This is a genomic window from Mycobacterium interjectum, assembly GCF_900078675.2.
Taxonomy (GTDB): Bacteria; Actinomycetota; Actinomycetes; order Mycobacteriales; family Mycobacteriaceae; genus Mycobacterium; species Mycobacterium interjectum.
The window spans coordinates 669,640-692,799 of the sequence record NZ_LT546236.1 but is presented as its reverse complement, the minus strand read 5'-3'; the positions used below and the strand labels follow the sequence as shown (position 1 = coordinate 692,799).

Sequence of the window (23,160 nt, the reverse complement as noted above, 5' to 3'; positions counted from 1 at the left end):
ATTTCGCTGGCAAGCGAAGTCAGCCGGCCGGCGCCGGCGAACTCGGCGCCGGACCCGGCCCCGGCTGGGGCAGCAGCGGCGGGGACGGCGTGGGGCTGGTGCTCGGCGGACAGAAGGGCGCCGGCAGCAGGCACGGCAGCTGCGGCGGGGCGAACGGCGGGGGCGTCGTGGTCGTCGTCGTGGGCGGCGGCACGGTGGTGCTCGACGGCACGGTCGTCGTCGGGGTTGGGGTGAACGTGACGGTGGCCGGCGGCTGCTGCACCCGGCTGCGCGGCACCCAGGTGTAGTTCGGGTCCGGCACGAAGCCCGGCGGCACCACCTGCGGGGCCGGTGGCTTGGCGGCCGGTTCGGGGCGGTAGGTGTCGTACACCCACCACGTCGCCAGGAAGACCACGATCAAGATCAGCGTCGAGGTGCGCATGCGGCCGCCGAACAGGTGGCTCCAGCGCCGTTGCTTGTCCTCGGCACGCCTCTCGAGGATGCTCACGGTGAACTTCATCGGCCCTGCACCGCGTCCTGGACGTCATCCTCCGCTCGCGCTTCGGCGGCCTGGGCGGCGGGGACGGCGGGATCCTCGACCAGGCCCACCTTCGCGTCGGCCGCGGTCATGATGCCGACACGGGCCAGCGCTCGAATGACGAGAACGCGCAACTGCCGGCCCACCTCGAACTGCTTGCCGGGCAGGGTGCGGGCCACCATGCGCAGGGTGACGGTGTCGACCTCGATGCTTTCCACGCCCATCACGGTCGGCGGATCCAACAGCAATTCCCCCAGCACCGGGTTGTCCATTGCGCGGTCGCATTCCTGGTGCAAGACCTCGTTGACCCGGTTCAGGTCGGCGCTGGTCGACACCGGGATGTCCACCACCGCACGGGCCCAATCCTTGGACAGGTTGACCACCTTGACGATCTGCCCGTTGGGAATGGTCAACACCTCGCCATCCGGCGAGCGCAGTCGGGTCACCCGCAACGTGACGTTCTCGACCGTGCCGCTGGCCTCCGTTGACGCAACGACAGTGAGGTTGACCAGGTCTCCGAACCCATACTGCTTTTCCACCAGGATGAAGAACCCGGAGAGCAGGTCTCGCACCAGCTGCTGGGCACCGAAACCGAGCGCCGCGCCCACCACCGTCGCCGGCGCGACCAGGCCGCTCACCGAAAAACGCAGGATGTCGGCGATCTGCAACATGACCCAGATGCCGATGATCACGATCGATACCCAGGAGATCACGGACGCCACGGCCTGGCGGTGCTTGGTGGCCTCCGAGCGCACCAACGCATCGCTTTCGGCGAAGCCCAGGTCGAGCCGGCGGGTGACCTGCTGCGCCACCCAGGTGACGAAGCGGGCCGCGAGCACCGCCGCGATCAACACCATCACGATCCGCAGACCGCGGGTGATGATCCACTGGCCGGCGTCGCCGCGCCAGAATTCGTGCCAGCCCAGCGCCTGTATCGAGGCGGTTGCGGCGGTAAGTGTCGTGTTAGTCAGCATCTTTTCGATTGCGCCACCGGATTCCCGCTTCCAGGAATCCGTCGATGTCCCCGTCCAGAACGGCGGTCGGATTGCCCACCTCGTACTCGGTTCGCAGATCCTTGACCATCTGATACGGGTGCAGTACGTAGGAGCGCATCTGGTTACCCCAGGAGCTGCCGCCTTCACCCTTCAAGGCGTCCAGCTCGGCGCGCTCTTCTGATCGCTTGCGCTCCAACAACTTTGCCTGAAGCACTCGCATTGCCGAGATCTTGTTCTGCAGTTGCGATTTTTCGTTCTGGCAAGTCACGACGATACCCGTCGGGATGTGGGTCAAACGCACCGCGGAGTCGGTGGTGTTCACCGACTGACCGCCCGGGCCGCTGGAGCGGTAGACGTCCACCCGCACGTCGCCTTCCGGAATATCGATGTGGTCGGTGGTCTCCACCACGGGGAGCACCTCGACTTCGGCGAACGAGGTCTGGCGCCGGCTCTGGTTGTCGAACGGGCTGATCCGGACCAGCCGGTGGGTGCCCTGTTCGACGGACAGCGTGCCGTAGGCGAAGGGAGCGTGCACGGCGAAGGTGGCGCTCTTGATGCCCGCTTCTTCGGCGTAGGAGGTGTCGAACACCTCGACCGGGTACTTGTGCTGCTCGGCCCAGCGGATGTACATCCGCATCAGCATCTCGGCCCAGTCGGCGGCGTCCACGCCGCCGGCGCCCGAACGGATCGTCAGCAGCGCCTCGCGCTCGTCGTACTCACCCGAGAGCAGCGTGCGCACCTCGGTGGCCTCTATATCGGCGCGCAGCGCCTTGAGCTCGGCGTCGGCCTCGGCGAGGGTGTCGGCGCCGCCCCCTCCCGCTTCGGCCGCCAGCTCGTAGAGCACCGGCAGGTCGTTGAGGCGCTGCCGCAGCTCCTCGATCCGGCGCAGCTCACCCTGCGTGTGGGACAGCTCGCTGGTCACGCGCTGGGCGCGGGCCTGGTCGTCCCACAATTTGGGATCGGACGCCTCCTGCTCCAGCTTCTCGATGCGGGTACGCAGACCGTCCACATCGAGCACCCGCTCCACCGTGGTCAGGGTGGAGTCAAGGGCGGCGATGTCGGCTTGACGGTCGGGTTCCACAGGCGCCCACGTTACCAATGCTCAGGTCATGGCCCGGGCGCCAGCGTTTAGCATCAAGTGACCAGCCCCACACGAACAGAAGGCTCGAGGATGCGCCCATATCACGTCGCGATCGTCGGCTCCGGACCGTCGGGATTCTTCGCCGCGGCATCGTTGCTGAAGGCCGCCGACGCGTCGGAGAACGTCGACGTGGCCGTCGACATGCTGGAGATGCTGCCGACGCCCTGGGGGCTGGTCCGCTCCGGCGTCGCCCCCGACCACCCGAAGATCAAGTCGATCAGCAAGCAATTCGAGAAGATCGCGGAAGATCCCCGGTTCCGCTTCTTCGGCAATGTGGTGGTGGGCGAGCATGTGGAGGCGGCCGAACTCGCCGAACGCTATGACGCCGTGGTCTATGCGGTGGGGGCGCAGTCCGACCGCGCGCTGAACATTCCCGGTGAGGATCTGCCGGGCAGTGTCGCCGCCGTCGACTTCGTGGGCTGGTACAACGCACACCCGAGCTTCGAGCGCAGCACGCCCGACCTGTCGGGCACCCGGGCCGTCGTCGTGGGCAACGGCAACGTGGCGCTCGACGTGGCGCGCATCCTGGTCACCGATCCGGACGTACTCGGGCAGACCGACATCGCCGACCACGCCTTGGAGTCGCTGCGACCCTGCGGTGTCGACGAGGTGGTCATCATCGGCCGACGCGGGCCGCTGCAAACGGCGTTCACGACGCTGGAGCTGCGCGAGCTCGCCGACCTCGAGGGGGTCGACGTCATCGTCGACCCGGCCCAACTGGAGGGCATCAGCGACGAGGACGCGGCCGCGGTCGGCAAGACCACGAAGCAGAACATCAAGGTGCTGCGCGACTACTCCCAGCGCGCCCCGCGGCCCGGGCATCGCCGAATCGTCTTCCGATTCCTGACTTCTCCGATCGAGATCAAGGGCGACGGAAAGGTGGAGAGCATCGTGCTCGGCCGCAACGAGCTGGTCAGCGACGAGAGCGGGCGGGTATCGGCCAAGGACACCGGCGAGCGCGAGGAGCTGCCGGCTCAATTGGTGGTGCGGTCGGTCGGTTACCGCGGCGTGCCCACCGCGGGGCTGCCGTTCGACGACAAGAGCGCGACCATCCCCAACACCGACGGCCGGGTGGAGGGCAGCCGCAACGAGTACGTCGTCGGGTGGATCAAGCGCGGGCCGACCGGGGTGATCGGCACCAATAAGAAGGACTCCCAGGACACCGTCGACACCCTGCTGGACGACTTGGCCGCTGCCGAGGAACTCGCGGACTTCCCCCACGACCACGCCGGCAAGCTGGCCGAGTGGCTGGCGTCGCGCCAGCCGAGGCTGGTCACCTCCGCGCACTGGGAGGTCATCGACCGCCACGAGCGAGCGGCCGGTGAGCCGCACGGGCGTCCCCGCGTCAAGCTACCGAGCCTGGCTGAACTGCTGCGCATCGGACACGGCTGACCGGGCGCTTCAGAACCATTGGCGATCAAGCGAATACGGATAGCGCGTCACACCCAATTTGACCAGCAGGCGTGACACGTGCTTGCGCACGATGTCTTCGGCCAAACTCGTCCGCTCGGCGATCTGCTTGTTGGTCAGGCCGTCAGCGAGCAAACTCAACAACGCGCGGTCCTGGTCGTTGAGGCCCCAGAGCCCGTCGTTGTTTTCGGCGATCCGCCACAGTCTGCTCATCAGCGCGGCCGTGTCGCGCGGGTCGAGCAGAGATCGCCCGGCGCCCACATCCTTGATGGCAGAAGCCAATTCCATGCCTTTGATGTTTTTGACGACATATCCGCTGCCGCCGGCCAGGATCGCATACAGCATCGCCTCGTCAGAGGTATGCGACGTCATCATCAGGCAGCGCAGATCCGGCATTGACGACAACAGGTCGCGGCACAACTCGACTCCGTGGCCATCGGGCAGCCAATCGTCGAGCACCGCGACATCGGGATTGGCCGCGGGGATCTTGGTCATCGCCTCGGCGACGGATGCGGCCTCCCCAACGCAGTCGAGTTCGGGGTCCGCACAAAGCAGGTCGATCAGTCCGCGCCGCACCACCTCGTGATCGTCGACCAAAAAGAACCCTAGGCTCATCCGAGTGTCCACCCGAAGGCCTCTACAGATTGCTCGAACGCGTGGCGAGAACGGAGGTTCCGGCGCTGTGCGCACCGCACAGGTCGTAGCAAGTGCCCGCGTCGGTGACGTAAAGCTGATCCGGCCCGTGGTGAGCGGCCAGATATTCCTCGACAGTCCCCCGTACGACGGCGGACTCGACGCGCACGTCGGGGTACTGCCGCGTCCACCGGGCAATTCGCCGCGTCAGCTGAGCCTGGGCCGCACGTTTGGCGTCCACGTCGTCCGGCCCCGCGGAATGGGATACCGCGATCGCGCGCAGCGGGGCCTGCCGCAACCTCGCCTCCTCGAAAGCGTGGCGCAGGGCGCCGGCGTTGTCGGCTTGCACGGTGACGCGCCGGACTTTGGCGGCTGCCCGTCTGCCCGCCGGGCGGCGGATGACGGCGACCGGGCACAACGCGGACGCGGCCAGGCTCGCGGACAGGGAGCCCACGCCGTGCGCGGCATGATTGAGTCCGATCGAGCCGACACACATCATCGCCGCCGACCTGGACTCTTCTATCAGACTGGCAAGCGGCTTCCCCCAAAGGATTTCGGTTTCGACCTTCGCCTGTTGCCCGGTCGCCTCGACCGCGCGGTGGGCGTCTTGTAACGCCGAACGCGCGGTGGCCAACCGGCCCTCGCGATCCCCGGCCGCCCGGGATTCTGGTGGCTCGGTCACGTAAACCAATCGCAGCGGTATGTCGCGGCTCACCGCCTCGTCAACCGCCCAGCGCGCCGCGGCAATGGCCGCTTTCGATCCGTCGACGCCGACGACGACGCTCGGAGCTGAATCACCCATCGGGGTCTCCTGCGCTGCTCGGACTGCTCGACGATCGTGTCCACCCCACGCTATGGCCCGGAAGCGGGGGTTACCCAGAGACATTCGGTTCACAATTGGGGGCCATTGGTCCCTATCAACGGCTAGAAGCTGCGTTGCCGGCCAGCCAAGCGCCAGCCACCGTGGCTGGGGCGCCACGGGCGCCCAGCCGCCGTGAGTGAATCTGGAGATTTTCACGTGGCGGCAACCAAGCGGCCTGACACGCTGGACGTTTGGGCCTAAATCTCCAGTACAGACGGGGGCCGGCGCCTACATTCTTATCACCGCCGCCAGCGCGGCGGCGGTGGACAAAGTGCCGAATCGGGCCCGGCACGATTCAGCACGTACACCAAACAGGGAGACCTGACAATGGATTACGCTTTTTTTCCGCCCGAAATCAATTCCGCCCGGATTTACAGCGGCCCGGGATCGGGCTCGCTGTTGGCCGCCGCGGGAACCTGGGATTCGCTGTCCGCCGAACTGGGCACCACGGCCCAGACTTACGAATCCGTGCTCACGACCCTTACCACCTTGCAGTGGCGCGGCCCCGCGTCGGAATCGATGACGGCGGCGGCCACGCCCTACGTGCAGTGGCTGACGACGACCGCCCAGCAGACCAAACAGACGGCCATGCAAGCCAGGGCGGCAGCGGCGGCGTTCGACCAGGCGTTCGCGATGACGGTGCCCCCGCCGGTCATCGCGGTCAACCGCGCGCAGCTGCAGGCGCTGATCGCGACGAACTTCTTTGGCCAGAACACCGCGGCGATCGCGGCCACGGAGGCCCACTACGCCGAAATGTGGGCCCAGGACGCCACCGCGATGAACGCCTACGCCGCCACGTCGGCGGCGGCCAGCCGGTTGACACCGTTCGCTTCACCGCAACAGACCACCAACGCCGACGGGGTGGCCGCCCAAAACGCGGCCGCCTCCCAGGCGGCCGCCGACCCCTTCACGAACGTGTACTCGGCATTGCAGGGGTTGAGCACGCAGCTGAGCAGCGCGCTGGCTTCGGTGCTGAACCTCAGCCCGATTCCGATCAGCGCGAACCCGCTCAGCGTGCTGGACTCCATACAGCTCGCGAACGCGTCAATCGGCGGGATCGGAACGTTTTCGGGGCTTCCGGCGTCGATGAGCGGCCAGGCCGCCAATCTGCTCGGCATGCAAGCCAATATGGCGTACCTGTCCGGCCTCGCGGGACCTGCGCCCGCGCTCGGGCCCATCGGGCTCGGCGGCGGGACACCCGGATCGGGACTCGGCGGACTGACTAACGCGGTCACGGCGAGCATGAGCCGGGCAAACGCGATCGGTCCGATGTCGGTGCCGGCCGGCTGGTCCGCGCCGTCGACGAGCCGCATCGCGGCGCTGGAACCCGCCGGCCTGACCACCCTCGCGGGAACCGACGAGTTGGCCGGTTCCAGTTATCCCGGCGTGCCCGGGATGCCGGCGGGCACGTTGGCGCGAGCGTCGGGGGTCCTGCCGCGCTACGGGACCCGGCTCACCGTGATGACGCGCCCGCCCGCGGGCGGCTAGGCGGCCGGCGGCTCGGCCGGTGCGAACCGCCAGTTGTCCGGGTTCTTGGGCGAATACACCACCGGGAGCAGCTGACCCATCGTCGGCCAGTGGTCGACGTCGACCGCCATGCGCTGATAGACGGCGTGCTCGCTGACGGTGGGCCCGTTGATGACGCCGGCGATGGTGACGAATTGCTCGCCGGTGGCGTCCGGCCGCGGGCTGACCCCGGTCACCAGCAGCGTCCCGCTCGCCAGCTCACCGCGCGGGATGAACCGCTGGGCCAGGAGCACCCCCAGAACCGCCACCAGCAGGATCAGCACACCGAATTCCCACACCCGGCCATGGTAGGACTGCTCCCATGAGTCGCGACGATCTGACGCTGGCGCTCGCCCTGGCCGACCGCGCCGACGCGCTGACCACAGCCCGGTTCGGGGCGCTCGACCTGCGGATCGACACCAAACCGGATCTGACGCCGGTGACCGACGCCGATCGCGGGGTCGAGACCGACCTGCGCGACGTGCTGGGGGGCGAACGGCCGGCGGACGGCGTCGTCGGCGAGGAGTTCGGCGGGACCGCCACCTTCAGCGGGCGGCAGTGGATCATCGACCCGATCGATGGCACCAAGAACTTCGTGCGCGGGGTGCCGGTGTGGGCCAGTCTGATCGCGTTGCTCGAGGACGGCGTCCCCTCGGTCGGCGTCGTGAGCGCGCCGGCGCTGCACCGGCGTTGGTGGGCGGCGCGGGGACTGGGCGCGTTCGCCGCCGTCGACGGCGGCCCAGCGCGGCGGCTCACGGTTTCCTCTGTGGCACAGCTGGATTCGGCGAGCCTGTCGTTCTCCAGCCTGTCGGGGTGGGCGCAACGCGGCCTGCGTGATCGCTTCATCGGGCTGACGGACGCGCTGTGGCGGGTCCGAGCCTACGGCGACTTCCTGTCCTATTGCCTGGTCGCCGAGGGCGCGGTGGACATCGCGGCCGAACCGGAGGTGTCGGTGTGGGACTTGGCGCCCCTCGACATCTTGGTGCGCGAGGCGGGCGGAAGTTTCACCGGCCTGGACGGGACCGCGGGCCCGCACGCCGGCAGCGCCGTGGCCACCAACGGCCTCTTGCATGAGCAGGTGCTTTCCCGCCTGCGGGCCTAGTCTTTGTGAATTAGTTAACACGCAGTCCCATCTATCTTACTCCGGAGTAAGATAGGAATATCCGCATCGCCCCAACGACAGAGGCTGCTGAAATGACCGAGACCTCCGGTTCGGAACAGACTTCAAAGACCACCCGCGCACGCTCGAGACGGCGCGGCCGCAAAACCGGCGTCGGGCTGCAACCGCACAAGCGGACCGGCATCGACATCACCCTGGCGCTGCTCACCCCGCTCGTCGGCCAGGAGTTTCTGGACAAATACCACCTGCGCGACCCGCTCAACCGCGGCCTGCGCTACGGCACGAAGACGGTCTTCTCCACGGCGGGGGCCGCGTCCCGCCAGTTCAAGCGGGTCCAGAACCTCCGGGGCGGACCGACCCGGCTCAAGTCCAGCGGCAAGGACTATTTCGATCTGACGCCCGACGACGAGCAGAAGATGATCGTCGAGACCCTCGAGGAGTTCGCCGAGGAGGTGCTGCGCCCCGCCGCCCACGACGCCGACGAGGCGGCCGCCTACCCGCCCGATCTGATCGCCAAGGCCGCCGAGCTGGGCATCACCGCGATCAACATCCCCGAGGACTTCGAGGGCATCGCCGCCCACCGCTCCAGCGTCACCAACGTGCTCGTGGCCGAGGCGCTCGCCTACGGCGACATCGGCCTGGCGTTGCCGATTCTCGCGCCCGGCGGCGTGGCGTCGGCGCTCACCCATTGGGGCAGCGCCGACCAGCAGGCGACCTACTTGCACGAGTTCGCCGGCGAGAACGTCCCGCAGGCCTGCGTGGCCATCGCCGAACCGCAACCGCTGTTCGACCCCACCCGCTTGAAGACCACCGCGGTGCGCACCCCGAGCGGCTACCGGCTCGAGGGCGTGAAGTCGTTGGTCCCCGCCGCGGCCGACGCCGAGCTGTTCGTCGTCGCCGCGCAGCTGGACGGCAAGCCCGCGCTGTTCATCGTCGAGTCGTCCACCAAAGGCCTTACGGTCAAAGCGGATCCGAGCATGGGAATCCGCGCGGCGGCCCTGGGCCGGGTCGAGCTGTCCGGCGTGACGGTGCCGCTGGGTGCGCGGCTGGGCGAGGACGAGGCCTCCGATCACGATTACTCCGAGGCGATCGCGCTGTCCCGGCTGGGCTGGGCGGCGCTGGCGGTCGGCACCTCGCACGCGGTGCTCGACTACGTGGTCCCCTACGTAAAGGAGCGCGANGCGCCGGCGGCGGCCTGCAGCGGCGTGCGACGCAGCGCGGCCGGCCCCCCGAGCGCATCCTCGGCCAGCACGGTGGTCAGCCAGTCCACCGTCGCCGCGTGCGCGGTGATCAGGCGCTCCGCCAGGTTCTCGATGTCCTGACGCTTGGCGGCGACGGCCAATGCCTTGGTGTAGCGCGCGCGGTCCAGCAGCTGGTCTTCCAGCGCGAGGTCACCCAACAGCGCCTCGTCGAACGGTTCCGCCTGCTCGGTGAGCGCCTTGACCACCGCGGCGGCGCGCCCCAGGAACGGGCCGATCACGTCGGGGTAACCGCCCAGCTTGCGGATCGCGGCCTCGAGGGCGTCGGCCCGCTTGCGGCCGTTCGCGGCGTTCTGCGAGAGTTCCCGGCGCACCGCCTCGGTGCGAGCCTGGACGACGCGTGTTTCCGCGACCTGGATCTCGGTGTTGGTCAGATCGAGCAGCGTGCGCAGCTGCGCGAGCAAACGGGTGGTATCGGGTGCAGTCATTACTATCGGCCCTCCTGGCGTTGACGATTCGGTGTCGGCGCGAGAGGCGCGCCTGTACGTTGTCGGCTACCCAATGAGGTGGCGTGGATACACATACGCCGCGCATGTGATTTATGTCGCGGCGAAAAGTGCTGTTAGATCACGAAATTGAGATTTTCGACGACCTGGGTGGCGACGTCTTTGTCGCCGCCGAGTTCGATGTCCCGGTCGCGGGCCGGGCTCATCGGGCGCCCGCCGGAAAGCCGGGTGAACTGCAGGCCATCCAGCCGGATCGTCGCCGTCGGCTGTTGGCCGCCGAAGTCATCGACCAGCTGAGCGCGGCCGTCGACGTTGACACGGATGTCGCGGGCCACCGGGCCGGTCAGCTCGAACAAGATGCGTGAACCGTCGGGCGCCTTGGCGCGCTTGCCCACCACATATCCCATCGTGGATGCGATCTCGTCGAGGGAGAGCTCCGGCGCGGGGCCGCGCAGCGCGTCGTCCGGCGACGGCCGCGACAGGGCCTCGCGGATGTCCTGCTCGTGCATCCAGCAGTCGAACACCCGGACCCGCATGAACCGCCCGTAGCTTTCGGGGCCGACCGGCGTCGGCGTCACCGCGTCCCACTCCTCGGCGGACATGCTCGTCAGGGCCTTGCGCCGGTCGCTGGTGATGTCCCTGAACCGTGCCAGCACGTCGGCGCCGGCTTCCGAGTTGAGGTGGCGGACCCAGCACTCGTTCATGACGCCGATGTCGTTGCGGACGTGCTCGAGCGCCGCGACGTCGATGTCGGGCTGGGGTGCGGCGACGCCGGCGAGGAAGGACTCGGTGCCGATCATGTGCGCCACCAGCGCCTTGACGTCCCACCCGGGCAGCGGGCTGGCCGCCTGCCAGTCGGCCTCCTCAAGCCCGTCCAGCAGGGCGTCGATGTCGTCCCACACCGCGAAGAGGCCAGCGAGCACCTCGGATTTGTCGAGTTTGGTCACCGGTCGATCGGCCATGGACGGATAGTAGGCCGATCACGGGCCAATCGTCAGCTAGCGGCGATCATCGCGACCGAGCCCATCGCCATCACCATGCCGACACCCTGCAGGCGACTGACCCGCTCGCGGAGCACCACCATCGCCAACACGACCGTCGCGGCCGGATACAGCGAGATCAAGATGCTGGCCAGCGAGAGCAGCCAGGTGTGCAGCGCCAGCAGCATCGTCACGTTGGCGCAGATGTCCAGCAGGGCCACCGTCAGCGCCATCTTCATCGGCCTGCCCTGCGGCAGTCGCAAGTTATTGCTCATCGCGGACATGCCGACCACCACCGCGGTGGCCGCCAGCCGGGCGAACACCAGCGGCCAGAGCTTGGTCGCGTGTGGCGCCTGATGAAGGAACACCATGTTGAGCCCCATCGCCGACCCGGCCAGCACAGTNACAGGGACCCGGCTCACCGTGATGACGCGCCCGCCCGCGGGCGGCTAGGCGGCCGGCGGCTCGGCCGGTGCGAACCGCCAGTTGTCCGGGTTCTTGGGCGAATACACCACCGGGAGCAGCTGACCCATCGTCGGCCAGTGGTCGACGTCGACCGCCATGCGCTGATAGACGGCGTGCTCGCTGACGGTGGGCCCGTTGATGACGCCGGCGATGGTGACGAATTGCTCGCCGGTGGCGTCCGGCCGCGGGCTGACCCCGGTCACCAGCAGCGTCCCGCTCGCCAGCTCACCGCGCGGGATGAACCGCTGGGCCAGGAGCACCCCCAGAACCGCCACCAGCAGGATCAGCACACCGAATTCCCACACCCGGCCATGGTAGGACTGCTCCCATGAGTCGCGACGATCTGACGCTGGCGCTCGCCCTGGCCGACCGCGCCGACGCGCTGACCACAGCCCGGTTCGGGGCGCTCGACCTGCGGATCGACACCAAACCGGATCTGACGCCGGTGACCGACGCCGATCGCGGGGTCGAGACCGACCTGCGCGACGTGCTGGGGGGCGAACGGCCGGCGGACGGCGTCGTCGGCGAGGAGTTCGGCGGGACCGCCACCTTCAGCGGGCGGCAGTGGATCATCGACCCGATCGATGGCACCAAGAACTTCGTGCGCGGGGTGCCGGTGTGGGCCAGTCTGATCGCGTTGCTCGAGGACGGCGTCCCCTCGGTCGGCGTCGTGAGCGCGCCGGCGCTGCACCGGCGTTGGTGGGCGGCGCGGGGACTGGGCGCGTTCGCCGCCGTCGACGGCGGCCCAGCGCGGCGGCTCACGGTTTCCTCTGTGGCACAGCTGGATTCGGCGAGCCTGTCGTTCTCCAGCCTGTCGGGGTGGGCGCAACGCGGCCTGCGTGATCGCTTCATCGGGCTGACGGACGCGCTGTGGCGGGTCCGAGCCTACGGCGACTTCCTGTCCTATTGCCTGGTCGCCGAGGGCGCGGTGGACATCGCGGCCGAACCGGAGGTGTCGGTGTGGGACTTGGCGCCCCTCGACATCTTGGTGCGCGAGGCGGGCGGAAGTTTCACCGGCCTGGACGGGACCGCGGGCCCGCACGCCGGCAGCGCCGTGGCCACCAACGGCCTCTTGCATGAGCAGGTGCTTTCCCGCCTGCGGGCCTAGTCTTTGTGAATTAGTTAACACGCAGTCCCATCTATCTTACTCCGGAGTAAGATAGGAATATCCGCATCGCCCCAACGACAGAGGCTGCTGAAATGACCGAGACCTCCGGTTCGGAACAGACTTCAAAGACCACCCGCGCACGCTCGAGACGGCGCGGCCGCAAAACCGGCGTCGGGCTGCAACCGCACAAGCGGACCGGCATCGACATCACCCTGGCGCTGCTCACCCCGCTCGTCGGCCAGGAGTTTCTGGACAAATACCACCTGCGCGACCCGCTCAACCGCGGCCTGCGCTACGGCACGAAGACGGTCTTCTCCACGGCGGGGGCCGCGTCCCGCCAGTTCAAGCGGGTCCAGAACCTCCGGGGCGGACCGACCCGGCTCAAGTCCAGCGGCAAGGACTATTTCGATCTGACGCCCGACGACGAGCAGAAGATGATCGTCGAGACCCTCGAGGAGTTCGCCGAGGAGGTGCTGCGCCCCGCCGCCCACGACGCCGACGAGGCGGCCGCCTACCCGCCCGATCTGATCGCCAAGGCCGCCGAGCTGGGCATCACCGCGATCAACATCCCCGAGGACTTCGAGGGCATCGCCGCCCACCGCTCCAGCGTCACCAACGTGCTCGTGGCCGAGGCGCTCGCCTACGGCGACATCGGCCTGGCGTTGCCGATTCTCGCGCCCGGCGGCGTGGCGTCGGCGCTCACCCATTGGGGCAGCGCCGACCAGCAGGCGACCTACTTGCACGAGTTCGCCGGCGAGAACGTCCCGCAGGCCTGCGTGGCCATCGCCGAACCGCAACCGCTGTTCGACCCCACCCGCTTGAAGACCACCGCGGTGCGCACCCCGAGCGGCTACCGGCTCGAGGGCGTGAAGTCGTTGGTCCCCGCCGCGGCCGACGCCGAGCTGTTCGTCGTCGCCGCGCAGCTGGACGGCAAGCCCGCGCTGTTCATCGTCGAGTCGTCCACCAAAGGCCTTACGGTCAAAGCGGATCCGAGCATGGGAATCCGCGCGGCGGCCCTGGGCCGGGTCGAGCTGTCCGGCGTGACGGTGCCGCTGGGTGCGCGGCTGGGCGAGGACGAGGCCTCCGATCACGATTACTCCGAGGCGATCGCGCTGTCCCGGCTGGGCTGGGCGGCGCTGGCGGTCGGCACCTCGCACGCGGTGCTCGACTACGTGGTCCCCTACGTAAAGGAGCGCGAGGCCTTCGGCGAGCCGATCGCGCGCCGCCAGGCCGTGGCCTTCATGTGCGCGAACATCGCCATCGAACTGGACGGCCTGCGGCTGATCACCTGGCGCGGCGCCGCCCGCGCCGAACAGGGCCTGCCGTTCGCCCGCGAGGCGGCGCTGGCCAAGCGGCTCGGCACCGACAAGGGCATGCAGATCGGCCTGGACGGCGTGCAACTGCTCGGCGGTCACGGCTACACCAAGGAGCACCCGGTCGAGCGCTGGTACCGCGACCTGCGGGCCATCGGCGTGGCCGAGGGCGTCGTCGTAATCTAACTCGAGCGAAAGACCAATCATGGCAATCAATCTGGAACTGCCCCGCAAGCTGCAGGCGGTGAGCGTCAAGACCCATCAGGGCGCCGCCGAGATGATGCGGCCGATCGCGCGCAAGTACGACCTCAAGGAGCACGCGTATCCGGTCGAGCTGGACACCCTGATCAACCTGTTCGAGGGCGCCTCCGAATCGGTCGCCTTCGCCGGGGCCGACGCGCTTCGCGACGAGGACGAGGACAGGGACCGAAACCACAACGGCGCCAACATGGCCGCGCTGCTGCAGACACTGGAGGCCAGTTGGGGCGACGTCGCGATGATGCTGTCGGTCCCCTACCAGGGGTTGGGTAACGCGGCGATCTCCGCGGTCGCCACCGACGAGCAGCTGGAGCGCCTCGGCAAGGTGTGGGCGGCGATGGCCATCACCGAGCCCGGGTTCGGATCCGATTCGGCGGCGGTGTCCACCACCGCCAAGCTGGACGGCGACGAGTACGTGATCAACGGCGAGAAGATCTTCGTCACGGCCGGCTCGCGGGCCACCCACATCGTGGTGTGGGCCACGCTGGACAAGTCGGCGGGCCGCGCCGCGATCAAATCGTTCATCGTGCCGCGCGACCATCCGGGCGTCACGGTCGAGCGCCTCGAGCACAAGCTCGGCATCAAGGGCTCCGACACCGCGGCGATCCGGTTCGACAACGTCCGCATCCCCAAGGACAACCTGCTGGGCAACCCCGAAATCGAGGTCGGCAAGGGCTTTTCCGGTGTGATGGAGACCTTCGACAACACCCGGCCGATCGTGGCCGCCATGGCCATCGGGGTCGGCCGCGCCGCGCTGGAGGAGATCCGCAAGATCCTCACCGAGGCGGGTGTCGAGATCTGCTACGACCGGCCGTCACACGCCCAGAGCGCCGCGGCGGCCGAGTTCCTGCGGATGGAGGCCGACTGGGAGGCCGCCTACCTGTTGTCGTTGCGGGCGGCGTGGCAGGCCGACAACAAGATCCCCAACTCCAAAGAGGCGTCGATGAGCAAGGCCAAGGCGGGGCGGATGGCAAGCGACGTCACGCTCAAGTCCGTCGAATTGGCCGGCACCGCAGGCTATTCCGAGCAGTCGCTGCTGGAGAAGTGGGCGCGCGATTCCAAGATCCTGGACATCTTCGAGGGCACCCAGCAGATCCAGCAACTGGTGGTCGCCCGTCGCCTGCTGGGGCTGTCGTCGGCCGAACTCAAGTAGCGACCGCGTTCAGCCGCTCGCGGGTGTCCGCGTCGAGCTCGATGGATGCGACGTCCACGTTCTCCTCCAGGTGCCGCACCGACGAGGTGCCCGGGATCAGCAGCACGTTGGGCGCCACGCTCAGCGTCCACGCCAGGGCGACCTGCGCGGGTGTGCGGCCGAGTCGCTCGGCGGTTTCGGTCACCAACGGGTGACTCAGCACCGGGTTCGGCCGCGCGAACGCCGCCCCCAGCGGGAAGAACGGGACAAACGCGATGCCCTGCCTCGTGCACTCTTCGAGCACGGGGGCTGAGTCGCGATCAACAAGGTTGAAAGCGTTCTGCACACAAACGATTTGGGTGCGACCCAGGGCGTGCAGCAGGTGTTCACGGTTGATGTTGCTCAGCCCGATCCCGCCGATCAAACCCTCGTCACGGGCCTGCACCATGGCCGTCAGCTGATCGTCGAACAGCTGATCCGGCCCGTTGCTCTCGAAGAGCCTCAGGTTGACCGCGGCCAGCCGGTCGACCCCCAAAGTCCGCAGGTTCGTTTCGATGTCGCTGCGCAACTCGGCGGGTTCGCCCGCCGGTAGCCAGGCGCCGGTGTCGTCGCGGCGCCCGCCGACCTTGCTCACCAGGGCCAGGTTGTCCGGGTAGGGGTGCAGCGCCTCGCGGATCAGCTCGTTGGCGACGTCGGGACCGTAGAACTGGGCGGTGTCGATGTGGTCGACGCCGAGTTCGACGGCGCGCCGCAGCACCGCCAGCGCCTCGTCGCGGTCCCGCGGCGGCCCGAACACGTTCGGGCCGGGCAGCTGCATCGCGCCGAAGCCGATGCGCGCGACGGAAAAGCCACCGAGTGGAAAGGAATCCATGGGGTGAGGTTAGCGTCGTCGTATGGACACGTTTCAGGCGCTCGTCGCGCGCCAAGATGGTGACCGGATCACCGCGTCGGTCGAGACGCTGAGCGCCTCCGACCTACCGCCCGGCGAGGTGACGATCCGGGTGGAGTACTCGAGCGTCAACTACAAGGACGCGCTGGCGCTGACGCCGGGCGGCGGCGTGGTCCGCAATTACCCGGTGGTGCCGGGCATCGACCTGACCGGCGAAGTCGTCGAATCGCACTCCCCCGACTTCGTCGTCGGCGACAAGGTGCTGGCCCACGGGTACGCGATCGGCACCGGCCACCACGGCGGCTACGCCGAATATGCGCGGCTGCCCGCCGACCAGGTGGTGGCGCTCGGCGACCTGACGCCGCGCGAGGGCGCCGCGATCGGCACCGCCGGCTTCACCGCCGCGATGAGCGTGCAGGCGCTGATCGACTGGGGCCTTCAACCCGGCGCCGGGTCGGTCGTCGTCACCGGCGCCTCCGGCGGCGTCGGCTCCGTGAGCGTGGACCTGCTGGCCGGAGCCGGCTACCGGGTGGTCGCGTCCACCGGCAAGGAGCGGGCGGGCGGGCTGCTGAAAGAGCTTGGCGCCGCGGAGGTTATCGGGAGGTTGCCCGAGGACCCCGACGCCAAGCCGCGGCCCCTGGCCAAGGCGCGCTGGGCGGGCGCCGTGGATTGCGTGGGCGGGGCGACCCTGGCCGACGTGCTCAGCGCCGTCGACTACGGCGGGGCGGTGGCCTGCAGCGGCCTGACGGGTGGGCCGGGGTTGCACACCACGGTGATGCCGTTCATCCTGCGCGGCATCGCGCTGCTCGGGATGGACTCGGTGCTGATGCCGATCGGCCGGCGCCGCAAATTGTGGGCGCTGCTGGGTGATTCGTTGCGGCCGCGTCACCTGGAGGCGGTGATCAGCGACGTCGACGTCAAGGACGTCGTCGGCGTGCTGGATCAGCTGCGCGCCGGCGCCTTCTCCGGCCGCGCGGTGGTGCGGGTCGCCGGCGGATTTTGAGTCGGCAGTAGGCTGACCGACCATGCGGGCTGCACGGGTGACGCGACTGGATGGTCCGGACGCGATCGAGGTGTCCGAGGTCGACGAACCCTCGGGTGACGGTGTGGTCGTCGACGTGTACGCCGCGGGCGCGGCGTTTCCCGACGCGCTCCTGACCCGCGGCCTCTACCAGTACCGGCCGGAGCCGCCGTTCGTGCTCGGAGCCGAAATCGCCGGCGTGGTGCGGTCGGCGCCGGAGGGCGCGCACGTACAACCCGGCGACCGGGTCGTCGGGCTGACGATGCTGTCCGGGGGCATGGCCGAGGTCGCGATCCTGCAGCCCGACCGGGTGTTCAAGCTGCCGGACAACGTCAGCTTCGAGGCCGGCGCCGGCCTGCTGTTCAACGACCTGACCGTGTACTTCGCGCTGACCGTGCGCGGCCGGTTGGCCCAGGGCGAGACGATGCTGGTGCACGGCGCGGCGGGCGGCATCGGGACGTCGGCGCTGCGGCTGGGGTCGCTGCTCGGGGCGTCGCGCAGCATCGCGGTCGTCGGCACCGAAGACAAGGCGGACGTGGCGACGGCGGCCGGCGCCACCGATGTGGTGCTGGCCGAGGGGTTCAAGGACGCGGTCAAGGAGCTCACCGGCGGCCGCGGCGTCGACGTGGTGGTCGACCCGGTCGGCGGCGACCGGTTCACCGATTCGCTGCGCTCCCTCGCCCCGGCCGGCCGGCTGCTGGTCATCGGGTTCACCGGCGGGGAGATCCCGACCGTGAAGGTGAACCGGCTGCTGCTCAACAACATTGACGTCGTCGGCGTGGGCTGGGGAGCCTGGGCGGGGACGCACCCGAACGCGCTCGCCGAGCAGTGGGCGGGACTGGAGGCCCTGCTCAGCTCGGGCCGGCTGGCCGCCCCGACGCCCGAGGTCTACCCGCTGGAGCAGGCCGGCGCGGCGGTCGCATCGCTCGAGAACCGCACGGCCAAAGGCAAAGTCGTGGTGCGCGTCCGCGATTGAGACCGCGCGACACAGAAACGTTTGCAACGACACGCCGACGCGGTGCGCAACGGATGATGTCTCGCGGAGTTGGACCGCCGAGCACCTTGTGCGGCGGATAAACAAAAAGTAATGTCACTTTCAGTTTTGTAGCCCGCCGAGCCTGGAGTCTTCATGGAATCCTTCGTTCACCTGCGAAAAGGGAAAACACCGCGCCGGCTGCACGCCGACCTCGACGGGCTCAAGGACGACGAACTGGGCCGGGGTGGATTCACCGGCCGGACCGCGAACATGTACCGCCGCAACGACCCCACCGCCTATCGGGCCGTCGGTCCCCTGCGCCCGGTCGACGTGCTCGCCGGCGAGCTCAAGCCCGGCGACGCCACCGACGCCAACGGCGGGCCGCTGCTGATGTTCAGCAACGACGACTGCCGAATCTCGTTGAGCCGCCGTCACGAGCCGATGCCGTTCTACGCCCGGCACGTCGACGGCGACCTGCTGTGCTTCGTGCACCGCGGGGCGGGGCTGCTGGAGACCGAGTTCGGGCCGCTGCGCTACCGGGAGGGCGACTGGGTCTACCTCCCGAAGGCGTGCACCTGGCGTCAGCTACCCGACAGCGAGACCACCCTGCTGATGATCGAGGCCAGCGACGAATTCCGGGTGCCGCCGCCCGGCGCGCTGGGCCGCCACTTCCCGTTCGACCCGTCGCAGGCCACCATTCCGGAGCCGGTCCCGATCACCGACGACGAACGCGACGAGTACGAGGTGAGGCTCGTCCACGAGGGCGGTCCGACAACGCTGTTCTACCAACACAATCCGCTGGACGTCGAGGGCTGGCGCGGCGACAACTTCGCGTTCACCTTCAACATCGCCGACTACAACGTGATCACCTCGGACAGTGTCCACCTGCCGCCCACGGTCCACCTCTTCATGCAGGCCACCGGCGTCTACGTGATGAACTTCCTGCCCAAGCCGGCCGAGGGCGTCGCCGGTACCGAGCGCACGCCCTGGTATCACCGCAACGTCGACTACGACGAGATCGCGTTCTTCCACGGCGGGTCGCTCTACGGCATCCCGATGCCGCCCGGGCTGATCACGCACGCGCCGCAAGGGGTTCACCACGGCGCGCCGGAGAAGGCGCGGGAACGGGCGCGCCGCAAGTTCGACGAACATTCGCGGGTGGACTGGCAGGTGATCGCCGTCGACACCCGCCGCCGGCTGACACCGTCCGCCGAGGTGCTCGCCCACGACCTCGGGCAGCACTCGTGAAGCACGACTACGACCGAATCCCGTATCTGGTTGCCTTCCAGAACAATTCCGCGGTGCGCGACGTCTACGGCGGTCTGGCCGAGATCACCGTGCTGGAAAGCTATCTGCTCAAGCCGAAGGACAAGCCGTCGGACACCGTGCTGGTCTTCATGCACCCGATCGGCGGCGGCGCGTACCTGCCGATGACGGGCGCGCTGGCCCGGGCGGGTCACCACGTCATCTACTGCAACAGCCGGTTCCGCGGCACCGACTCCGCGCTGCTGATGGAGAAGGTGGTCGAGGACCTCGGCGAGTGCATCAAGGACGCCAAGAACCGGCTGGGCTACTCCCAAGTGGTGCTGGCCGGGTGGAGCGGCGGCGGCTCGCTGTCGATGTTCTACCAGCAGCAGGCCCAGAAACCGACGATCACGGCGAGCCCGTCCGGCGACGGTCCCGACCTCACCAAGCTCGACCTGCCCGAGGCCGACGGGATCATGCTGCTGGCCGCGCACGTCAGCCGACACGGCACGCTGACCGAATGGCTGGACGCGTCCATCCTCGACGAATCCGACCCGACCAAGCGCGATCCCGAACTGGACCTGTACAACCCGGACAATCCCAACCAACCGCCCTACAGCCAGGAATTCCTGGCCCGCTACCGGCAGGCGCAGATCGACCGCAACCGCCGCATCACCGCGTGGGTGAAAGAGAAGTTGGCGGAACTCACAGCCGCCGGGCGCCCGGATGACGAATTCTGCTTCGTCGTGCACGGCACCATGGCCGACCCGCGCTGGCTCGACCCGACCGTCGATCCCAACGAACGCCCCCCGGGAACCTGCTATCTGGGCGATCCTCGAGTGGTGAACATGAGCCCGGTCGGGCTGGCCCGGTTTTCCACGCTGCGCGGCTGGCTGTCGCAATGGAGTTACGACGACGCGCGCGGCGACGGGGTGGCGTGCGGGCGCGACCTTGCGGTCCCGGCGCTGGTGATCGGTAACCTTGCCGATGACGCCTGCACACCCAGCCACACCCGACGGCTCTTCGAGGCGATCGGGCACCCCGACAAGGAGATGCACGAGATTCCCGGTGCCACACACTATTACGCGGGTCCCGACCAACGGGACAAGCTGCGGCACGCCGTCGACGTCGTCACCGACTGGCTGATCCGGCACGACTTCGCGAGCAAAGAGTGACAGGTGCGCTGGACGGCATCCGGGTGCTCGAGCTGGGCACCCTGATCGCCGGCCCGTTCGCCGGCCGGCTGCTCGGCGACATGGGTGCCGACGTCATCAAGGTGGAACCGCCCGGCGCCCCGGACCCGCTGCGGACCTGGGGGCAGTCCGAACTGGACGGACACCACGTGTTCTGGACCGTCCACGCGCGCAACAAGCGGGCCATCACGCTCGACCTGCGCAAGCCGCGCGGCCGCGAGTTGTTCTTAGACCTCGTCGCGAAATCCGACATCGTGGTGGAAAACTTCCGCCCGGGCACGCTGGAGAAATGGAACCTGGGCTACGACGTGCTCAGCGAGCGGAACCCGGGCATCATCCTGGTCCGGGTGTCCGGCTACGGACAGACGGGGCCCGAGGCGCACAAGGCCGGCTACGCCTCGGTGGCCGAGGCCGCCAGCGGCCTACGGCACCTCAACGGCTTCCCGGGCGGCCCGCCGCCCCGGCTCGCGCTCTCGCTCGGCGACAGCCTCGCCGGCATGTTCGGCGCCCAGGGCGCGCTGGCCGCGCTGTACCGCCGCAGCGTCACCGGGCACGGACAGGTGGTCGACGTCGCGCTGACCGAATCATGCTTGGCCGTGCAGGAATCCACGATTCCCGACTACGACGTCGGCGGCGTGGTGCGCGGGCCGTCGGGCACCCGGCTGGAGGGCATCGCGCCGTCGAACATCTACCGCAGCGCCGACGGGTCCTGGGTGGTGATCGCCGCCAACCAGGACACCGTGTTCGCCCGCCTGTGCAAGGCCATGGGGCGCCCGGAGCTGGTCACCGACGACCGGTTCGCCACGCACGTCGCCCGCGGCCGCAATCAAGACGAACTCGACACGATCATCGGCGCATGGGCCGCCGATCGGCAACCCGCCGACATCATCGAAACCCTCTCCGCCGCAGGCGTGATCACGGGTCCGATCAACACGGTCGCCGAGGTGGTCAACGACCCGCAGCTGCGGGCCCGCGGCATGCTGGTCGAGCACTTCGATGAAAGGGTCCAGCGGAGCGTTTTGGGGCCGGGCGTCGTCCCGGTGCTCTCGGAATCCCCGGGCGGTGTCCGCAACGCCGGGCCCGCGCGCCCGGGCCAGCACAACGACGACGTCTACCTCGGACTGCTGGGCAAGACCGACGACGAGCTCGAGGGGCTAAGGGCCGAGGAGGTGCTATGACTCACGTGGACATCCGCGAGGTGTCGCTGCGCGACGGCCTGCAGATCGAAAAACCAATCCCGTTGGCCGCCAAGCTGGAATTGCTGGCCGCGGTGGCCGCCACCGGGGTGCGCGAGGTCGAAGCGACGGCGTTCGTGTCCCCGTCCAAGGTGCCTTCGATGGCCGACGCCGCCGAACTCGCCGCGCACCTGCGCGACTACCCCGACATCGAGTTCTCCGCCCTGGTGGCCAGTCCGAACGGCGCCAAGCGCGCCGTTGCCGCGGGGCTACGGTCGATCGAGTACGTGGTGGCCGCCAGCGACGCGTTCAGCGAGGCCAACGTCGGGCGGCCCACCGCCGAGGCCACCGGCCAGATCGAGGAGATCGTCGCCATCGCCCACGACGCCGGCGTCACCGTCGAGGTCATCGTCGCCACCGCGTGGGACTGCCCGTTCGAGGGGCCGACCGCGCCGCGACAAGTGCTCGAGATCGGCGCGGCCGCGCGCGACAACGGCGTCGACCGTTTCTCGATCGCCGACACCATCGGCACCACCACCCCGCGGCGAGTCAGTTCGCTGATCGCACAACTGCGTCCGGTGATCGGCGACATGCCGCTGGGCGGGCATTTCCACAACACCCGCGGCACCGGCCTGGCCAGCGCCTACGCCGCGGTCGGCTCCGGGGTCACCAGGCTGGACGCCTCGGTCGGCGGGCTGGGCGGCTGCCCCTTCGCACCCGGCGCCACCGGCAACATCGCCACCGAAGACCTGGTCTATTTACTCAGCGACAGCGACGTCGACGTCGACGTCAACCTGCGGGCCGCCATCGCCGCCGCCGAGATCGCCAAATCCGTTGTGGGCCACGACTTGCCGAGTGCGCTGCTGCGCGCCGGCGACCGGATCCGGAACTGATGCCGGCCGAAACCCTGACCGCCAAGGGCCGCCAGACCAGGCAGGCCATCGAACAAGCCGCCCGAAAACTGTTCGCGGAACGCGGCTTTCATGGCACCACCCTGGCCGACATCACGTCGGCGGCGGGCAAATCGTCCGCCGTGTTCTATCGGTATTTCGCCGACAAGGAAGACCTGTTGGCCGCACTGGCGGAGTCGTTTCTGCACGAGGTCGTCAGGCCGTCCGGGCTGAGCGTCGAGCTGCCGGAATCGCCGGACGACGACGCGTTCTTCACCGGGGTGGTCACCGGGTACTGGAGCATGTTCAAGCAGAACATCGGCATCATGATCGCCGTGGCCCAGCTCGCCGCCACCCAGCGGCGCTTCGCTACCGTCCAGAACGAATTCCGGCGCTTCGGCATGGACATCGTGGCCGCGTCGGTCCGGCGCGCCCAGGAGCAGGGTTACGGCGCCGAGCTCAACCCCGAACACACCGCGGCGGCCATCGCGCTGCTGTTCGAGAACTTCACCACCGTGTTCGTCGGGCCGTCGGGCCTGGGCCTGGAGATCAACGACGAGGACGCCATCGCCACCCTGTCGACGGTGTGGAAGAAGACCCTGTACGGCGCTTGAGCCAGCCAAAGG

At 68.8% G+C, this 23,160-nt stretch carries 22 protein-coding genes and 3 pseudogenes; 14 read left to right on the top strand and 11 right to left on the bottom strand.

All coding sequences use genetic code 11. The features are described from left to right. Positions 1-19 precede the first annotated feature (19 nt). Genes BN4348_RS33320 through prfB form a run of 3 tightly spaced genes read right to left on the bottom strand, consistent with a single transcriptional unit; the run spans position 20 to position 2,593 of the window. Positions 20-499, bottom strand: coding sequence for a hypothetical protein (locus BN4348_RS33320; protein ID WP_066908797.1), 480 nt, complete (start codon positions 497-499; stop codon positions 20-22). Further along, positions 496-1,491 (bottom strand): mechanosensitive ion channel family protein, encoded by a 996-nt coding sequence (locus tag BN4348_RS33315; RefSeq protein ID WP_066908793.1) that lies wholly within the window; start codon positions 1,489-1,491, stop codon positions 496-498. Before BN4348_RS33315 ends, BN4348_RS33320 begins: the two co-directional genes overlap by 4 nt. Beyond that, positions 1,481-2,593: a peptide chain release factor 2 gene (prfB, locus tag BN4348_RS33310; protein WP_066908790.1), complete on the bottom strand. Its 1,113-nt coding sequence runs from the start codon at positions 2,591-2,593 to the stop codon at positions 1,481-1,483. The genes BN4348_RS33315 and prfB overlap by 11 nt, the downstream gene beginning before the upstream one ends. A 90-nt stretch (positions 2,594-2,683) precedes the next feature. On the opposite strand from prfB, the gene BN4348_RS33305 reads away from it, so the two are divergent. Then, positions 2,684-4,045, top strand: coding sequence for an FAD-dependent oxidoreductase (locus tag BN4348_RS33305; RefSeq protein ID WP_066908787.1), 1,362 nt, complete (start codon positions 2,684-2,686; stop codon positions 4,043-4,045). Positions 4,046-4,054: 9 nt separating this feature from the next. On the opposite strand, the gene BN4348_RS33300 is transcribed toward BN4348_RS33305, so the two are convergent. Further along, entirely contained in the window at positions 4,055-4,678 is a 624-nt protein-coding gene (locus tag BN4348_RS33300; protein ID WP_066908784.1) for a response regulator, read from the bottom strand. A 22-nt stretch (positions 4,679-4,700) separates the two neighbouring features. After that, entirely contained in the window at positions 4,701-5,498 is a 798-nt protein-coding gene (locus BN4348_RS33295; protein ID WP_066908781.1) for a universal stress protein, read from the bottom strand. A 387-nt stretch (positions 5,499-5,885) separates the two neighbouring features. Here BN4348_RS33295 and BN4348_RS33290 point away from each other — a divergent pair, with 387 nt between their 5' ends. Continuing rightward, on the top strand, positions 5,886-7,046 hold the full coding sequence (locus tag BN4348_RS33290) for a PPE family protein (protein ID WP_066908778.1): 1,161 nt from the start codon (positions 5,886-5,888) through the stop codon (positions 7,044-7,046). Here the strand turns inward: BN4348_RS33290 and BN4348_RS33285 are convergent. After that, positions 7,043-7,363 (bottom strand): hypothetical protein, encoded by a 321-nt coding sequence (locus BN4348_RS33285; protein ID WP_066908770.1) that lies wholly within the window; start codon positions 7,361-7,363, stop codon positions 7,043-7,045. The two genes, BN4348_RS33290 and BN4348_RS33285, sit on opposite strands and share 4 nt — an antisense overlap. Before the next feature lie 23 nt (positions 7,364-7,386). On the opposite strand from BN4348_RS33285, the gene hisN (BN4348_RS33280) reads away from it, so the two are divergent. Then, entirely contained in the window at positions 7,387-8,166 is a 780-nt protein-coding gene (hisN, locus tag BN4348_RS33280) for a histidinol-phosphatase (RefSeq protein ID WP_066908767.1), read from the top strand. A gap of 92 nt (positions 8,167-8,258) precedes the next feature. Beyond that, positions 8,259-9,368: pseudogene (locus BN4348_RS33275) on the top strand (acyl-CoA dehydrogenase family protein); the annotation flags it as partial. On the opposite strand, the pseudogene BN4348_RS33270 reads toward BN4348_RS33275, so the two are convergent. The 4 genes and pseudogenes from BN4348_RS33270 to BN4348_RS33255 all read right to left on the bottom strand — a co-directional run. Beyond that, positions 9,368-9,871: pseudogene (locus tag BN4348_RS33270) on the bottom strand (ferritin-like domain-containing protein); the annotation flags it as partial. The pseudogenes BN4348_RS33275 and BN4348_RS33270 overlap by 1 nt on opposite strands. Before the next feature lie 134 nt (positions 9,872-10,005). Then, entirely contained in the window at positions 10,006-10,851 is an 846-nt protein-coding gene (locus BN4348_RS33265; RefSeq protein ID WP_066908773.1) for a maleylpyruvate isomerase family mycothiol-dependent enzyme, read from the bottom strand. A 32-nt stretch (positions 10,852-10,883) separates the two neighbouring features. Next, positions 10,884-11,273, bottom strand: a pseudogene (locus BN4348_RS33260) (EamA family transporter); the annotation flags it as partial. A gap of 45 nt (positions 11,274-11,318) precedes the next feature. After that, positions 11,319-11,639 (bottom strand): hypothetical protein, encoded by a 321-nt coding sequence (locus BN4348_RS33255; RefSeq protein ID WP_066908770.1) that lies wholly within the window; start codon positions 11,637-11,639, stop codon positions 11,319-11,321. Between the two features lie 23 nt (positions 11,640-11,662). Between BN4348_RS33255 and hisN (BN4348_RS33250) the strand changes: the two genes are divergently transcribed. From hisN (BN4348_RS33250) to BN4348_RS33240, 3 genes are all read left to right on the top strand, one after another. Further along, complete coding sequence (gene hisN, locus BN4348_RS33250; RefSeq protein ID WP_066908767.1) at positions 11,663-12,442, top strand: histidinol-phosphatase; 780 nt, start codon at positions 11,663-11,665, stop codon at positions 12,440-12,442. 92 nt (positions 12,443-12,534) lie between these two features. Beyond that, on the top strand, positions 12,535-13,941 hold the full coding sequence (locus BN4348_RS33245) for an acyl-CoA dehydrogenase family protein (RefSeq protein ID WP_066908765.1): 1,407 nt from the start codon (positions 12,535-12,537) through the stop codon (positions 13,939-13,941). 19 nt (positions 13,942-13,960) lie between these two features. Continuing rightward, on the top strand, positions 13,961-15,166 hold the full coding sequence (locus tag BN4348_RS33240; protein ID WP_066908761.1) for an acyl-CoA dehydrogenase family protein: 1,206 nt from the start codon (positions 13,961-13,963) through the stop codon (positions 15,164-15,166). On the opposite strand, the gene BN4348_RS33235 is transcribed toward BN4348_RS33240, so the two are convergent. Next, entirely contained in the window at positions 15,159-16,016 is an 858-nt protein-coding gene (locus BN4348_RS33235; protein WP_066908760.1) for an oxidoreductase, read from the bottom strand. The genes BN4348_RS33240 and BN4348_RS33235 overlap by 8 nt on opposite strands. Positions 16,017-16,038: 22 nt before the next feature. On the opposite strand from BN4348_RS33235, the gene BN4348_RS33230 reads away from it, so the two are divergent. The 7 genes from BN4348_RS33230 to BN4348_RS33200 all read left to right on the top strand — a co-directional run bounded on the left by BN4348_RS33230 (position 16,039) and on the right by BN4348_RS33200 (position 23,148). Then, positions 16,039-17,037: an acrylyl-CoA reductase family protein gene (locus tag BN4348_RS33230; RefSeq protein WP_066908759.1), complete on the top strand. Its 999-nt coding sequence runs from the start codon at positions 16,039-16,041 to the stop codon at positions 17,035-17,037. Between the two features lie 22 nt (positions 17,038-17,059). Further along, on the top strand, positions 17,060-18,031 hold the full coding sequence (locus BN4348_RS33225; protein WP_066908755.1) for an NADPH:quinone oxidoreductase family protein: 972 nt from the start codon (positions 17,060-17,062) through the stop codon (positions 18,029-18,031). A gap of 153 nt (positions 18,032-18,184) precedes the next feature. Then, positions 18,185-19,279, top strand: coding sequence for a homogentisate 1,2-dioxygenase (locus tag BN4348_RS33220; RefSeq protein WP_066908753.1), 1,095 nt, complete (start codon positions 18,185-18,187; stop codon positions 19,277-19,279). After that, positions 19,276-20,451, top strand: coding sequence for an alpha/beta hydrolase (locus tag BN4348_RS33215; RefSeq protein ID WP_066908751.1), 1,176 nt, complete (start codon positions 19,276-19,278; stop codon positions 20,449-20,451). Before BN4348_RS33220 ends, BN4348_RS33215 begins: the two co-directional genes overlap by 4 nt. Further along, positions 20,448-21,647, top strand: a complete 1,200-nt coding sequence (locus BN4348_RS33210; protein ID WP_066908748.1) for a CaiB/BaiF CoA transferase family protein — start codon at positions 20,448-20,450, stop codon at positions 21,645-21,647. The genes BN4348_RS33215 and BN4348_RS33210 overlap by 4 nt, the downstream gene beginning before the upstream one ends. Next, complete coding sequence (locus BN4348_RS33205) at positions 21,644-22,537, top strand: hydroxymethylglutaryl-CoA lyase (RefSeq protein WP_066908745.1); 894 nt, start codon at positions 21,644-21,646, stop codon at positions 22,535-22,537. Before BN4348_RS33210 ends, BN4348_RS33205 begins: the two co-directional genes overlap by 4 nt. Beyond that, the gene (locus BN4348_RS33200; protein ID WP_066908743.1) at positions 22,537-23,148 is read left to right on the top strand and encodes a TetR/AcrR family transcriptional regulator; all 612 of its coding nucleotides are present in this window, start codon (positions 22,537-22,539) and stop codon (positions 23,146-23,148) included. Before BN4348_RS33205 ends, BN4348_RS33200 begins: the two co-directional genes overlap by 1 nt. Positions 23,149-23,160: the final 12 nt, after the last annotated feature.